11 protein-coding genes are annotated in these 13,740 nt (G+C 68.0%); all 11 read right to left on the reverse strand.

The features are described from left to right. Positions 1-6: 6 nt before the first annotated feature. The 11 genes from JQX13_RS05170 to JQX13_RS05220 all read right to left on the reverse strand — a co-directional run bounded on the left by JQX13_RS05170 (position 7) and on the right by JQX13_RS05220 (position 13,640). On the reverse strand, positions 7-852 hold the full coding sequence (locus tag JQX13_RS05170) for an RNA polymerase sigma-70 factor (protein WP_203407959.1): 846 nt from the start codon (positions 850-852) through the stop codon (positions 7-9). Continuing rightward, on the reverse strand, positions 849-2,018 hold the full coding sequence (locus tag JQX13_RS05175; RefSeq protein ID WP_203407960.1) for an NAD(P)/FAD-dependent oxidoreductase: 1,170 nt from the start codon (positions 2,016-2,018) through the stop codon (positions 849-851). The genes JQX13_RS05170 and JQX13_RS05175 overlap by 4 nt, the downstream gene beginning before the upstream one ends. Positions 2,019-2,148: 130 nt before the next feature. Then, the gene (locus JQX13_RS05180; RefSeq protein WP_203407961.1) at positions 2,149-3,519 is read right to left on the reverse strand and encodes an aldehyde dehydrogenase family protein; all 1,371 of its coding nucleotides are present in this window, start codon (positions 3,517-3,519) and stop codon (positions 2,149-2,151) included. A 26-nt stretch (positions 3,520-3,545) separates the two neighbouring features. Further along, positions 3,546-5,723 (reverse strand): 3-hydroxyacyl-CoA dehydrogenase NAD-binding domain-containing protein, encoded by a 2,178-nt coding sequence (locus tag JQX13_RS05185; protein ID WP_203407962.1) that lies wholly within the window; start codon positions 5,721-5,723, stop codon positions 3,546-3,548. Between the two features lie 41 nt (positions 5,724-5,764). After that, positions 5,765-6,976, reverse strand: a complete 1,212-nt coding sequence (locus JQX13_RS05190; RefSeq protein ID WP_203407963.1) for an acetyl-CoA C-acetyltransferase — start codon at positions 6,974-6,976, stop codon at positions 5,765-5,767. 32 nt (positions 6,977-7,008) lie between these two features. Beyond that, the gene (locus JQX13_RS05195; RefSeq protein WP_203407964.1) at positions 7,009-8,157 is read right to left on the reverse strand and encodes an acyl-CoA dehydrogenase family protein; all 1,149 of its coding nucleotides are present in this window, start codon (positions 8,155-8,157) and stop codon (positions 7,009-7,011) included. A gap of 28 nt (positions 8,158-8,185) precedes the next feature. After that, positions 8,186-9,325 carry an acyl-CoA dehydrogenase family protein gene (locus tag JQX13_RS05200; protein ID WP_203407965.1) on the reverse strand — a complete coding sequence of 380 codons (1,140 nt, stop codon included), beginning with the start codon at positions 9,323-9,325 and terminating at the stop codon, positions 8,186-8,188. 38 nt (positions 9,326-9,363) lie between these two features. After that, on the reverse strand, positions 9,364-11,202 hold the full coding sequence (locus tag JQX13_RS05205; protein WP_203407966.1) for an AMP-dependent synthetase/ligase: 1,839 nt from the start codon (positions 11,200-11,202) through the stop codon (positions 9,364-9,366). A gap of 46 nt (positions 11,203-11,248) precedes the next feature. Continuing rightward, positions 11,249-12,076: an SDR family oxidoreductase gene (locus tag JQX13_RS05210; RefSeq protein WP_203407967.1), complete on the reverse strand. Its 828-nt coding sequence runs from the start codon at positions 12,074-12,076 to the stop codon at positions 11,249-11,251. Further along, positions 12,073-12,759 (reverse strand): TetR/AcrR family transcriptional regulator, encoded by a 687-nt coding sequence (locus JQX13_RS05215; RefSeq protein WP_203407968.1) that lies wholly within the window; start codon positions 12,757-12,759, stop codon positions 12,073-12,075. Before JQX13_RS05215 ends, JQX13_RS05210 begins: the two co-directional genes overlap by 4 nt. Continuing rightward, positions 12,756-13,640, reverse strand: coding sequence for an enoyl-CoA hydratase-related protein (locus JQX13_RS05220; RefSeq protein ID WP_343211068.1), 885 nt, complete (start codon positions 13,638-13,640; stop codon positions 12,756-12,758). The genes JQX13_RS05215 and JQX13_RS05220 overlap by 4 nt, the downstream gene beginning before the upstream one ends. Positions 13,641-13,740 lie beyond the last annotated feature (100 nt).

Genomic DNA, 13,740 nt, shown 5'->3' on the forward strand with positions numbered 1-13,740 from the left:
CGCGGCTCACACCCGGGCGAGCTTCTCCGGGTTGAGGACCGAGCGGATGGCGTGGATGCGCTCGCCATCCGTCTCGAAGGAGATGACGTCGAAGACGGTGCCGTTGAGCCTCAGCACCAGCGCGGGCCAGCCATTCACCTCGGTGAGCTCCAGCATGATTCCGGCCGAAGCCTTCTTCACGGAGCCGAGGAACAGGCGAGCCACGGAATCAGCGCCCCGGACAGGGTTGAGCGCCGCGCCGCGGACCTTGCCACCTCCGTCGGCCCAGCTCGTCACGTCATGGGCCAGCAGGCGCTTGAGACCCTCCAGATCGCCGCTGAGGCAGGCGGACATGAAGCCCGTCACCAGCCGCTCATGCGCTTCCTTGGAGGGAGCGAAGCGCGGCCGCCGCGCCTGGATGTGCGCGCGGGCGCGGTGCAGGATCTGCCGACACGCGGCCTCCTCCTTGTCGACCATCTCGGCGACCTCGGAGTGGCTGTACCCGAACACCTCATGCAGCAGGTACACGGCGCGCTCGACAGGCGACAGGCTCTCGAGCAGCACCAGGAACGCGAGCGAGATCGACTCGGGGTCCACGGGCGTGTCCGTGCGGACGGGCTCGGGGAGCCACGGCCCGACGTACTGCTCACGGCTGGCCCGCGCGCTCTTGAGGCGATCGAGGCACAGCCGGGTGACCACGGTCGAGAGGAATGCCCGATCCGAGCGCACCCCTTCACGCGCGGCGGCCTGCCAGCGCAGCCACGCCTCCTGGACGATGTCCTCGGCCTCGGCGGCCGAGCCGAGCATCCGGTAGGCGATGGCGATCATCGCGGGCCGATGGGCCTCGAAGGACTCCAGGGCTCCGTCCGTCATGCCGCCAGTCTCCCCTGTTGCGGGACCTCGGGCGAAAGCTTTCGTCCGGTCTTGCGCCAGGTGCAGAAGCTCAGGCCCATGCGCTCGGCCGCGAGGGTTCCGACCACGCCGCGGCAGATCGCCTCCTTGAGCCATGCCCCCATGCGGCCACTGAACACCCAGCGCATCGGAGAGCCGTCCTCGCGGTAGAGCTGGACGAGCCCGTCGCGGCGCCCCAGGCTGATGCAGTAGGCCAGGTTCAGGTAGTCGAAGGGCCGCGAGCCCTGTCCTCGCGAGAGCTGCGCGAGGCTCTCGGCGACGTACGCCCCCGTGGGCATGGCGGTCTTGCAGCCCATGGGCATGAATGAAGGCGGCTCGACGACGGAGGCCGCATCACCGATGACGCGGATGTTCTCGTGTCCAAGCGCGCGCAGGAAGGGATCCACGAGGGCCTGTCCTCGCTCGTTCACGCGCAGCCCGGACTGGCGCACGACCTCCGGGACGATGAAGCCGCCGGCCCACAGGCAGGCATCGAACGGCAGGCTGCGCTCCCCGAGCTCGACGGAGCCCGCCTGGAGCCGCCGCACCTGCGCCTGCTCGACGGTGACACCGAGCCGGCTCAGGCTCCGGCGCAGGTGCGCACGCCCCGCCTCGGAGAGCTCGCCTCCCAGAGCCCCGGAGGAGAGCAGCGTCACCTGGAGCCCGGGGTGTGTCTCGGCGAGCTCGCTGGCGCCCTCGATGCCCGTGAGGCCTCCACCGATGACGACCAGCCGCCCCTTGCGAGCGGCGATGGCGGGCAGGCGCTCGGCGAGCGCTCCCACGGAGGCCGCATCCAGGGTGAAGGCGTGCTCGCGAACCCCCGGCACCGCGTCCACATCCACCTGGGAGCCGAGCGCCACCACCAGTTGCTCGAACGACAGCCGCTCATCGCCCAGGAGAACCTCGCCTCGTGGATCGATGCGCGTGACGCGGCCGATCTTCAGGGTGATGCCCTTGCCCGCCACCATCTCGGCGAGCCCACGCTTCACCAGCTCCGCTCCGGCCGCCCGCTCGTGCAGCCGGATGCGATCCACGAACCACGGGCTCGCGCTCACCAGCGTGATCGCGACCTGCCCGCGCGTCCGCTGCGCGAGCCGAAGTGCACAAATGAGTCCTGCATAACCGCCCCCCAGAATGACGACGCGCATGATGACCTCTCCTTGTTTTTCGCCCGGGAGACGACTCAGCGCATTCTGGCGTGACAGGGGGATGCGGAATCCAGAAACCCTCGTCATTTCGACCACTTACAACGCAGATCCACGACGAGCAGTGACGGTCCTACAAGAAGCGCTTGAGGAGGCCGAGCTTCCCGCCATAGGGCGGGTAGCGCAGCTTCATGTCGAGCGCGAAGGGCCGCTTCACCACGCTCTTCTTGTGACTGAAGGCATCGAAGCTGGCCTGGCCGTGATAGCCGCCGAGCCCCGACTCGCCCACTCCCCCGAAGGGAAGCCCCTCGGCGGCGAAGTGAACGCACACGTCGTTGGTGACCGCTCCACCGCTCGAGGTCTCCGTGAGGACGCGCTCGTTCACCGCCGCGTCGCGCGCGAAGCTGTAGAGGGCGAGCGGCTTCGGACGGGAGCGCACGAAGCGGATGGCGTCGTCGATGCTCGGACAGTCGACGAGCGGGAGCAGGGGACCGAAGATCTCCTCCTGCATCAGCGGACTCGACACCGGTGCATCGGTGATGACGGTGGGTGCGAAGTAGCGGCTGGGCGCGTCGCGCTCGCCGCCGAAGGCGATCCGACCGTCGGTCGCGAGCGCGGAGATGCGCTCGAAGTGGCGATGACTGACGATGCGGCCATAGTCGCCGCTCGTGCGCGCATCGGCACCGTAGAAGCTTCTGACGGCCTTCTGGACCAGGTCGATGAAGCGGCCCTTGAGCTCGGGTGGAATGAGCACGTAATCCGGCGCGACGCATGTCTGTCCGGCGTTGACGTACTTGCCCCAGGCGATGCGTCGCGCGGTGACCTCGAGGTCCGCGCTTCTGTCGACGATGCAGGGGCTCTTTCCACCCAGCTCGAGAACGGTGGGCGTGAGGTGCCGGGCGGCGGCTTCGGCCACCACCCGGCCCACCTGGGTTCCACCGGTGAAGAAGATGAGGTCCCAGCGCTCCGCGAGGAGCGCCTGGCTCACCTCCGCGCCCCCTTCGACGACCGAGACGACTTCCGCCGGGAAGGCCTCGCCCAGCATCCGACTGAGCACCCCTGAAGTCGCGGGTGACAGCTCGCTGGGTTTCAACACGGCCGTGCAGCCCGCGGCGAGTGCCCCGATGAGCGGCGCCATCGACAACTGGTAGGGGTAGTTCCAGGGCGAGATGATGAGCGTCACGCCGAGCGGCTCCGCGTATTGGTAGGCCCGCGCCGGCTGGATGATGAGGGGCGCCGACCCCCGCCGAGGCTCCATCCACGCCTTCACGTTCTTGAGCGCGTTCTTGATCTCGCCGTAGATGTTCCCGACCTCGGTGAGGTAGGCCTCCTCCGGACTCTTCGAGAGATCCGCCTCGAGGGCGGCGAGAATCTCCGCCTCGTACTTGCGCGCCACCCGGTCGAGCGCCTGCAACTGCTCCCGCCGCCATTGGAGCGGGAGCGTGGCTCGGGTCTCGAAGTAGGCACGCTGTTTTTCGGCGAGGTTGCTGAGACTCCGAGCCATGGGACTTCTCCTTGCGTGGGAGGGGGCTACTTCAGGAACTCGCCTTTTTCGGCCTTCGCGACGAGCGACGCGGGCGGCAGGAAGTGCTTCCCGTAGCGCTCCGCGAGCTCGCGCGCGCGGGTGACGAAGCCGCGCGGCCCCGTGCCGGTACGCCCTTCGTAGCCGTTGATGTATTGCACGACACCTCCCGTCCACGGCGGGAAGCCGATTCCGAGGAGGGAGCCCACGTTCGCGTCGGCGGCGGAGCGGAGGACGCCTTCGTCGAAGCACTTCACCGTGTCGATGGCCTCGGCGAACAGCATCCGCTCCTTCATGTCCTCGAAGGGGATGGTGTAACCGGGTTTGGTGAAGTGCTGGGCGAGCCCCGGCCAGAGGCCCGTGCGCTTGCCATCCACGTAGTCATAGAAGCCGCCCCCGGTGGAGCGGCCCTTGCGCTGGTACTGATCGATCATCGCATCCATGACCGCGTAGCTGCCGTGGTCCATCCACGGCTGACCAGCGGCCTCGGCGGCGGCCTTGGTCTCGAGGCGAATCTTTCGCGGCAGGGTCAACGTCAATTCGTCCACCAGCTGGAGCGGAGCCGCGGGGTAGCCCGCCTGGAGGCCCGCCTGCTCGATGGAGGCAGGCGCAATTCCCTCGCCCACCATGGCGATGGCCTCGTTGAGGAACGTGCCAATCACCCGGCTGGTGAAGAAGCCCCGGCTGTCGTTGACGACGATGGGCGTCTTTCCAATCTGGACCGCGATGTCGATGGCCTTCGCCAGCGTGGCGTCGCTCGTCGTCTTGCCCGCGATGAGCTCGAGCAGCGGCATCTTGTCCACCGGGGAGAAGAAGTGCATCCCGACGAAGTCGGCCGGCCGCTTCACGCCCTCGGCGAGCAGGGTGATGGGCAGGGTCGAGGTGTTGGAAGCAAGCACCGCGTCCGGGGCGACCACGCCTTGAATCTCCTGGAAGACCTGGTGCTTGAGCTTCACGTCCTCGAAGACCGCTTCGATGACCAGATCACAGCCCGCGAGCGCGGCGGCATCCGCGGTGGGGTGGATTCGCGCCAGGAGCGCGTCGCCCTTCTCCTTCGTGGACTGGCCCTTCTGGATGGCCTTCTCCACCAGCTTGACCGAGTACTGCTTGCCCTTCTCGGCGGAGGCGAGACTCACGTCCTTGAGCACCACGTCGATGCCGGCCTTGGCGCACACATAGGCAATGCCGGCGCCCATCATCCCGGCGCCGAGGACTCCAACCTTCTTCGCCGTGTGCTGCGGGAAGCCCTTCGGGCGGCCGCCGCCCGACTTGATGTGCTGCATGTCGAAGAAGAACGCCTGAATCATGTTCTTCGCGACCTGGCCGGTGACGAGCTCGGTGAAGTAGCGCGACTCGATGGTGAACGCGGTGTCGATGTCCACCTGCGTGCTCTCGACGGCCACCGCCATGATGGCGCGCGGCGCCGGCATGTTCGCGCCCTTGAGTTGCTTGCGCAGGTTGGCGGGGAACGCGGGCAGGTTCGCCGCGAGGGAGGGCGAGGATGGGGTGCCGCCCGGAATCTTGTAGCCCTTCTGGTCCCACGGCTGCTGCGCCGTGGGGTTCGCCTTCACCCAGGCCCTGGCCGCGGGCAGGAGCGCGTCCACCGAGTCCACCACCTCGTGCACGAGGCCCAGTTCCTTCGCCTCCCGCGGCCGGTAACTCTGGCCCTGGAGCAGGACCTTCATCAGCGCGTCCACGATGCCGAGCATGCGCACCGTGCGCACCACGCCTCCGCCGCCGGGAAGCAGTCCGAGCGTCACCTCTGGCAGCCCGAGCTGCACGCCCTTGACGTCGGCGACGATGCGCCGGTGACACGCGAGCGCGATCTCGAGCCCACCCCCGAGCGCCGCGCCGTTGATGGCCGCGACCACGGGCTTACCCAGGGTCTCCAGCGTCCGCAGCTGCGCTTTGATTTCCTGTCCGAGCTCGAAGACCTGCTTCGCCTCGTCCTTCTTCACGTTGCGCAAATCGTTCAGGTCACCGCCCGCGAAGAACGTCTTCTTCGCCGAGGTGATGATGACGCCCGTGAGGGTGTCCTTCTCCTTGACCAGGCGGTCCACGGTCGCGCGCATGGACTTCACGTACGCGGCGTTCATCGTGTTGGCGGACTGGCCCGGATCATCCAACGTCAAGACCACGATGCCGTCGGCGTCTCGCTCCCAGCGGATGGTGTTCTGCTCGCTCATGGGTTCGCTCGAATGTTGTCGATAAAAGAGGGGGAAGAGGTTCAAACGCGCTCGACGAGGGTGGCCACGCCCATCCCGCCGCCGACGCACAGGGTGACGACCGCGCGGCGTGCCTTGCGCCGCTCGAGCTCGTCCACCACGGTCCCGAGAATCATCGCGCCAGTGGCCCCGAGCGGGTGGCCCATGGCGATCGCACCGCCGTTGACGTTGAGCTTCTCGCTCGGGATGGCGAGGTCCTTCTGGTACTTGAGGACCACGGAGGCGAAGGCCTCGTTGAGCTCGAAGAGGTCGATATCCTTGACGGAGAGGCCGGCGATCTCGAGCAGCTTCCGGGTGGCCGGAATCGGGCCGGTGAGCATGAGGGTCGGGTCCGCACCGGACGTGGCGACGGCGGCGATGCGCGCCCGCGGCGTGAGGCCGAGCGCCTTGCCGACCATCTCCGAGCCCACCAGCACGAGCGCCGCGCCGTCGACGATGCCGGACGAGTTCCCCGGCGTGTGTACGTGGTGGATCTTCTCCACGAAGTGATACTTCTGCAGCGCCACCGCGTCGAAGCCGCCGGCCTCGCCGACCCCGGCGAAGGACGGGTTGAGCTGACCGAGCGAGGCCACGGTGGAATCCGGGCGCATGTGCTCGTCGCGGTCGAGCACGGTGAGGCCGTTCTGGTCCACCACTGGAACGACGGAGTTCTTGAAGTATCCGGCGGCCCAGGCCCTGGCCGCGCGCTCCTGCGACTGCGCGGCATAGCGGTCCACGTCCTCGCGGGTGAAGCCCTCCATCGTCGCGATCAGGTCCGCGGAGATGCCCTGGGGCACGAAGTACGTGTCATAGTTGGTGGCCGGGTCCAGGGCCCAGGCGCCGCCGTCCGAGCCCATCGGGACGCGCGACATGCTCTCCACGCCGCCCGCGATGACCAGGTGCTCCCAGCCCGAGCGCACCTGCTGGGCGGCCATGTTCACCGCGGTCAGGCCCGAGGCGCAGAAGCGGTTGAGCTGGACTCCGCCAGTCGTCTCCGGAAGTCCGGCCGCGAGCACGAGGGTCCGGGCGATGTCCGCGCCCTGGTCCCCTACCGGGGAGACCACGCCGAGCACCACGTCGTCGATCCGCTGGGGATCCAAATTCGGGTTGCGTTTCTTGAGCGCATCCACCAGGCCGACGAGCAGCGAGAGGGGCTTGATTCCGTGCAGCGCGCCCTTCTTGCCCTTGCCGCGGGGGGTGCGAACGGCGTCGAAGATGAAAGCTTCCTGGCTCACCGGGAGCCTCCTTGCGAAACGATGGAAGTGGTTCAGAGGGAACGGGCGACGAGCTCTTTCATGATCTCATTCGCACCGGCGAAAATCCGCAACACGCGGGTATCGGCGAACAGGTGGGCAATGGGGTACTCCTTCATGTACCCATATCCGCCAAAGAGTTGAAGGCAGCGATCCACGACGATGCAGGCCTGGTCGGTCACCCAGTATTTGGCCATGGCCGCCGTGGTCACGTCGAGCTGGCCCTCGAGGTGGGATTGGATGCAGTCATCGATGAAGGTGCGGCAGACACGCCTCAGGGTCGCGCACTCCGCGAGCTCGAAGCGTGTGTTCTGCAAGGCGAAGAGGGGCTTGCCGAAGACGTGGCGCTGCCTGGTGTACTCGACCGTCAAATCCACGGCGCGCTCGAGGCTCGCCATCCCGATGAGCGCCACGCTCAGCCGCTCCTGGGGCAGTTGCTGCATCATCTGGACGAAACCACGGCCCTCCTCGCCGCCGAGCAGATTGACGGCGGGGACCTTCATGTCATCGAAGAAGAGCTCGGTCGTGTCCTGGCCCTTGCCGCCGAGCTTGTCGAGGATGCGGCCCCGCATGAAACCAGGCGTCGTGTCGGAGACCTCGGCGCACAACAGCGAGATGCCGGCGTGCCCCTTCGCATCCCCCGTCCGCACGGCGATGATGAGGAAGTCACAGACGTGGCCGTTGGAGATGAACGTCTTCGCGCCGCTCACCCGGTAGAAATCACCGTCCCGCACCGCGCGGGTGGAGATGGCCTGGAGGTCCGAACCCGTCCCCGGCTCGGTCATGGCGATGGCCCCCACCCACTCACCGCTCGCGAGTCTGGGCAGCCACTTCTGCTTCTGGGCCTCGGACGCATAGGCGAGGAGGTAGTGCGCGACGATGGCGCAATGCACCGAGAAGCCCATCGAAGGGTCCCCGGCGCGGATCTGCTCCTCGATGAGGACCGCCTCGTGCGCGAACGTTCCGCCGCCTCCGCCGTAGGCCTCCGGAATGGACATGCACAAGAGCCCAAGCTCGCCTGCTCGCCGATAGAGCGCCTTGTCCGGATGACCCTGGGCCACGTGCTTGGGCACGTTGGGAAGGACCTCTTTCGTGAAGTAGGCGGCCGCGAGCCCGCGCACCTGCTCGAGCTCGTCCGAGCTCCATGGGGAACGTCTCGTCATGTCTGCCTCTCTCTTCTCAGGTTCCGCTCTAGAGTCCGAACGTCTTGCCGATGATGTCGCGCTGGATTTCGCTCGTGCCGCCATAGACGGTGGAGATCACCGTGGCGCGCAGATGCGACTCCATGTCGTACTCGAGGGCGTAGCCGTAGCCCCCCATCATCTGCATGCCTTCGAGCGCCACGCGCTTGGCCGTCTCGGTCGCCTTCAGCTTCGCCATCGACGCCTCGCGGGGGAGCATCCGCTCGGGAGCCTCGTCCGCCATCGCGGCCACGCGGTAGATGAGTAGCTCACAGCAATCGAGCTCGGTGGCGAGGTCCGCGATCCGGTGCTTGAGCGCCTGGAAGGAACCAATCGGCCGGCCGAACTGCTTGCGCTCCTTCACGTACGCGACGGCGTCATCGAAGGCACGCCGGCCGCGGCCGAGCATGGTCGCGGCGAGGATGAGCCGCTCGCTGTTGAGCCCCGCCATCAGCTGGGGCCAGGCCTGGTCCACGGTTCCGACCACGGCGCTCTCGGGCAGGAAGCAGTCGGTGAAGTAGACGTCATTCACGTCCTTGCCGCCCATCGTGGGGATGCCGCGAATCTCCATCCCCGGCGTGCCCGCGGGGACGCAGAACATGGTGAGGCCCTCGTGCCGCGAGCTCGAGGCGTGGGTGCGAGCCACGAGCAGGAGGTGGTCCGCGAGGTGCGCGTTCGAGCACCAGGTCTTCTGCCCGTTGATGATGAATCCTCCCGGCGTCCGGATCGCGCGGCAGGTGAGCGCGGCGACGTCCGAGCCGGCCCCGGGCTCGGAAATGGAGATCGCCTCCACGCGGCCGCGGGTGATGCCGCCGAGAATCGTCTCGCGCTGGGCCTCGGTCCCGAACTTCATGTACGGACCGGCGGCGACCGCCGTGGTGACATAGCCACCCACCGGGGCGAGCCCGTATGCGGTCCGCTCGGCGAAGAGACAGATGTCGGACATGCCGCCGTCCGAGCCGCCATACTTCGACGGGATGCCCACCCCGAGCCAACCGAGCTCGGCCATCTGCGCGTAGAGGGCGGGGTTGTGGGCCTCGGTACCGTTCCCGGTCAAGGCGTCGCGCTGCGCACGCGTCCCCGTCTTGGCGCGGCAGAACGCATCGATGGCGGCGGCGAACGAGGCTTGCTCCGGTGTTCTCGCATGCATGGGAGTCCCTTGGGTGGTGGGTTCCGGGAGGTGGAGGATCAGGCGTTCGCGTAGAGCGTGGCGATGCGCTCGGCGTACTGCTCGAGGATGACGCGGCGCTTGAGCTTGAGGGTGGGCGTGAGCTGGCCCGTCGCGGGAGACCACGCCTCGGGGACCACCTCGAAGCGCTTGATCTGCTCCGCTCGGGAAAGCCGGGCGTTGGCCGAGGCAACGAGCGACTCGAGCTCGGCGCGAATCGCCGGATCGCGCGCGAGGTCGGCGAGCGACTGGGACGCGAGGCCACGGGCCTTGGCCCAGAGCGGCGCGGCGTCCGGGTCGAGCGAGACGAGTGCCGTCACGAAGGGCCGGCCGTCGCCAATCGTGATCGCCTGACCGACGAGCGGGTGCGCGCGCAGCATGCCTTCGAGCCGGGAGGGCGCGATGTTCTTCCCGCTCGAGGTGATGAGGAGCTCCTTCTTGCGGTCGGTGATGGTGAGGAATCCGTCGGGGTCGAGCGTGCCGATGTCGCCGGTGGCGAGCCAACCGTCCGCGTCGACCGCGCTGACGATCTGGCCGTCCGAGGCGAGATAGCCGAGGAACACCACGGGGCCGCGGACGAGGATTTCACCGTCCCCGGCCAGCCGGAGCTGCATTCCGGGAATGGGCCGGCCCACGGCACCCACCCGGAAGTCCGTGGGCGTGTTGATGGTGGCGCAGCCGGTGGTTTCGCTCATGCCCCAGACCTCGAGCACCTTGATTCCAAAGCCTCCGAGGTACTCGAGAATCTCGGCGGGGATGGGCGCCGAGCCGCTGCTCGCCCACTCGAGCGCGTCCAGTCCGAGCGCCCTGCGCAGGGGCTCGAGGACCCTGGCATCCACCTCCGCGACCTTTTGCTGGAGCTCCGGGGGCACGGCTTTTCCGGCACCTTCGAGCCGGAAGGCCTCCAGGGCCAGCGCATGAGCGGAGAGGATGGCCTCGCGCTGAGGAGGCTCGAGCGTGCCCAGCTTCGCCCGCAGGCCCCCGGCGAGCTTCTCCCAGACGCGCGGCACTCCGAAGAACGCGGGGGGAGACACCTTGGCCATCAGCGGCACCACGCCCGCCGGATCCGCGCAGATGTGCACGTGCAGCGCCTTGTAGAGTGCGCGGTAGAAGCCGAGCTCGCGCTCCGCGATGTGCGCCAGCGGGAGATAGGCGATCGACGGGGACTGCATGGGAGTGGGGACGGCGAGGTCCACCGCGATCGCCTCATAGAAGGCGTTCCGGTGGCTCAGCACCACGCCCTTGGGGTCGCCAGTGGTGCCCGAGGTGTACATCATCGCGATCGGATCCTCGGGCCGGATGTTTCTCCAACCGTCCTCGAAGATGGTGGGATCCGCCTGGTGCAACCTGCGTCCCTCGGCCTCGACCTCCGCGAAGGAGACGAAGCGCGCATCCCCGGCCGGAATGGCCGATGAATCGAGGACGATGATCCCCTTGAGCGCCAGGAGCGTTTCGAGCACCGGCCGCCACCGTGCGATCTCCTCCGCGCCCTCCAGCACCACCACCGTGGCCCGGCTGTGCCGCGCGACGTAGCCCACCTGCTCGGTGCTCAGGGTCTGGTACGCGGTACAGGGAATGGCGGCGAGGTGGACCGCCGCGAAGTCGATGATCCAATGCTCTGGCCGGCTGGACATCATGATCATCATCCGCTCGCCTCGCGTCAGCCCGAGCGCGCCGAGCCCGCGGGAGAGCGCGGCGGTCTGTTCGCGCAGCTGTGCCCAGGTGAGCGTCCTGTCTCCGGCGCTGAGGGCGGGAGCGCCCGCGTATTCTTCGGCATTGCGCTTGAGGAGCAGCGGCAGCGTGAGCCTGCCTGCCTGTGATTGGCACTGCGCTTCCAATGCTGCGAGCGACGGACCCATGGGCACCTCCTCGAGTCAATGGCCAGACGTGCTGTTTTGTTCCTCTTCAGGGGTCGACGTAGAGGTCGAGCAAGACGTCAGGACCACCCCCATAGCGGCTGAAGTCGGTGATGCCTTCGGCGCGGAGGACGTCTTCATCAATGAAGGTCTGCCCCGTGCAATCGCGCGGCGGACGCTGGAGGATGACCATGGCCGCGTCCGCCATGATCTCCGGCGAGCGGGCCCGCTGCATCGAGGCGTCGCCCCCGAGCATGTTCCTCACGGCGGCGGTGGCGATGAGCGTTCGGGGCCAGAGGGCGTTCGCGGCGATGCCGGCCTCGGCCAGCTCCGCGGCCCAGCCGAGCGTGAGCAGGGTCATCCCGTACTTGGCGAGCGTGTACGCCGGGTGCAGGCCCATCCAGCGCGGCGCGAGGTTGACCGGCGGCGAGAGCGAGAGGATGTGCGGGTGGGGAGATCTCCGCAGGTGCGGAATCGCCGCGCGCGTCAGAAGGAACGTCCCCCGCAGCTGGATCTGCTGCATCAGGTCGAAGCGCTTGACCGGCAGCTCTTCGGTCTTGAGCGGAGCGAGGGCGCTCGCGTTGTTGACGCAGAAGTCGATGCCACCAAAGCGCGCCACGGTCTCATCCACGGCCCGCTGCACGGCCGCTTCCTCGCGCACGTCGCCGACCACCGCGAGCGCCTGGCCTCCCGCGGCTTCGATCTCCGCGGCCGCCGTGTGCACCGTCCCGGGCAACCGTGGATCCGGCGTGTCGGTCTTCGCCAGGAGCGTGACGTTGGCCCCCAGGCGCCCCGCCGCGACGCCGATCGCCAGCCCGATTCCACGGCTTCCTCCGGACATCAACAGCGTGCGTCCCGCAAGCGGCCTCGAGGTCATCGCTCGTCCTTTCCTCGCTTGCGCCCTGACCCCGGCCCCCGGGAGTCGCCGGGCTCGGGGTGGGCGTCGTGATGGAGCTGGGGGAACACGTCGCGCACGATCGTGATGAGCGCTTCGCTCAGGAGCAGGTGCGCGTCCTCGCGCGAGAGTGTCCCGCCGCGGATCCACTCGCGGATGGTGGCTTTCACCAGCCCGCCGTAGGAGCGCATCATCGCCCGGTGCCGCGCGTCACTTCCGACCTCGACCTTGAGACCCAGGAACTCGAGCGTCTTCGAAGCGGCCACGTCGTCCGCATCCGAGATGATGCGCTCGACCTCCGGATCCGCGCCGATGCCCCCCGCGCCGGTAACCGCCACATAGGTCTTTCCGTGGGTCGCCACCGTATCGAGGTACCACTCGACACTGCGCTCCACCCGCTGCCGCAAGGTTCCCGTCATGGGCACACTCTCGTCCAGGCCGGGCATGAGCAGCATCCTCTTCACGACCTTCAAATAGAGGTCCCGCTTCTGCCCGAAGTAGTGATTGAGCAATCCACGGGCGACGCCGGCCTCCCGGGCGATGTCCGTGGTGGAGACTTCCGCGTACGGGCGCTCGCCGAACAGCCGCGTGGCGCACTCCAGAATCTGTTCCCTGCGCGTGTCCGGCTCGAGCCGTTTCCAGCGAGGAGAGGCGGCCTGGCTCATGAGTTCTGCTCCCGCCAGGGCAGGAACGCCGGCAGGTCCCGCTCCAACGTTCGGGGGAACTTCGCGGGCCGCTTCTGCAGGAACGACATCACGCCCTCCTCGGCGTCCGCGTTCCGGGCACAGCTCGCGATGAGCTGGCTGTCGAGTGCGAAGGCGGGCTCGGGCGAAGGGAGCGCGCCCATCTGGTAGAGGGCCTGCCGGATGACGGCCACGGACACCGGCGCGGTATTCTCGACCAGCTCGCGGGCGAGCGCATGGGCGGCATCGAGCAGCGCGTCGGGCTCGTGGAGGGAATGGACCAGGCCCGCGCCGAGCGCCTCTTCCGCGCGGATGAGACGGCCACTCACCATCCAATCGAGCGCGCGCCCCATTCCGACGAGCCGCGGCAGGAACCAGCACGAGCCCGCTTCCGGATAGATGCCACGCCGGCTGAAGACGAAGCCAAAGCGGCTGTCTTTCGCGGCGAGGCGGAAGTCCGCGGGGAGGATCATCGTCGAGCCCACGCCCACCGCGGCGCCTCGGACGGCGGCGATGACCGGCTTGCGCAGCGCGAACATCTTGCGAGTCACCCGAGTCGCCGGCTCGACCCAGCCGCGCTCCAGGTGATTGATATTCGACACCTCGAACGAACGGCCGCTCAGGTCCGCGCCCACGCAGAAGTCCCTGCCAGCGCCGGTGAGGACGACCACGCGCACGTCTTCGTTTGCGTCGGCGTTGCCGAGCGCGTCGGCGAGCTCGTCCGCCATGGTCACGGTGAATCCGTTCCTCGCTTCGGGACGGTTCAACTCCAGGGTAGCGACCCGATCCGCAACCGAAGACCGGATGTGTTGGTAGCTCATGAGTGGGCCTCTATCCGCGTGATGATGGGGGCTTGTTGGCATCGTGTCAACAGCAACAGCCTTTGAAGTGCCGCCTGCGAGGCCATGCCTGGTGTCCGACGTGTTGCGTCATTCCTGGGGACGCCCACCCGAACCCCTGCAT

This window comes from Archangium violaceum, from assembly GCF_016859125.1.
Taxonomy (GTDB): domain Bacteria; phylum Myxococcota; class Myxococcia; order Myxococcales; family Myxococcaceae; genus Archangium; species Archangium violaceum_A.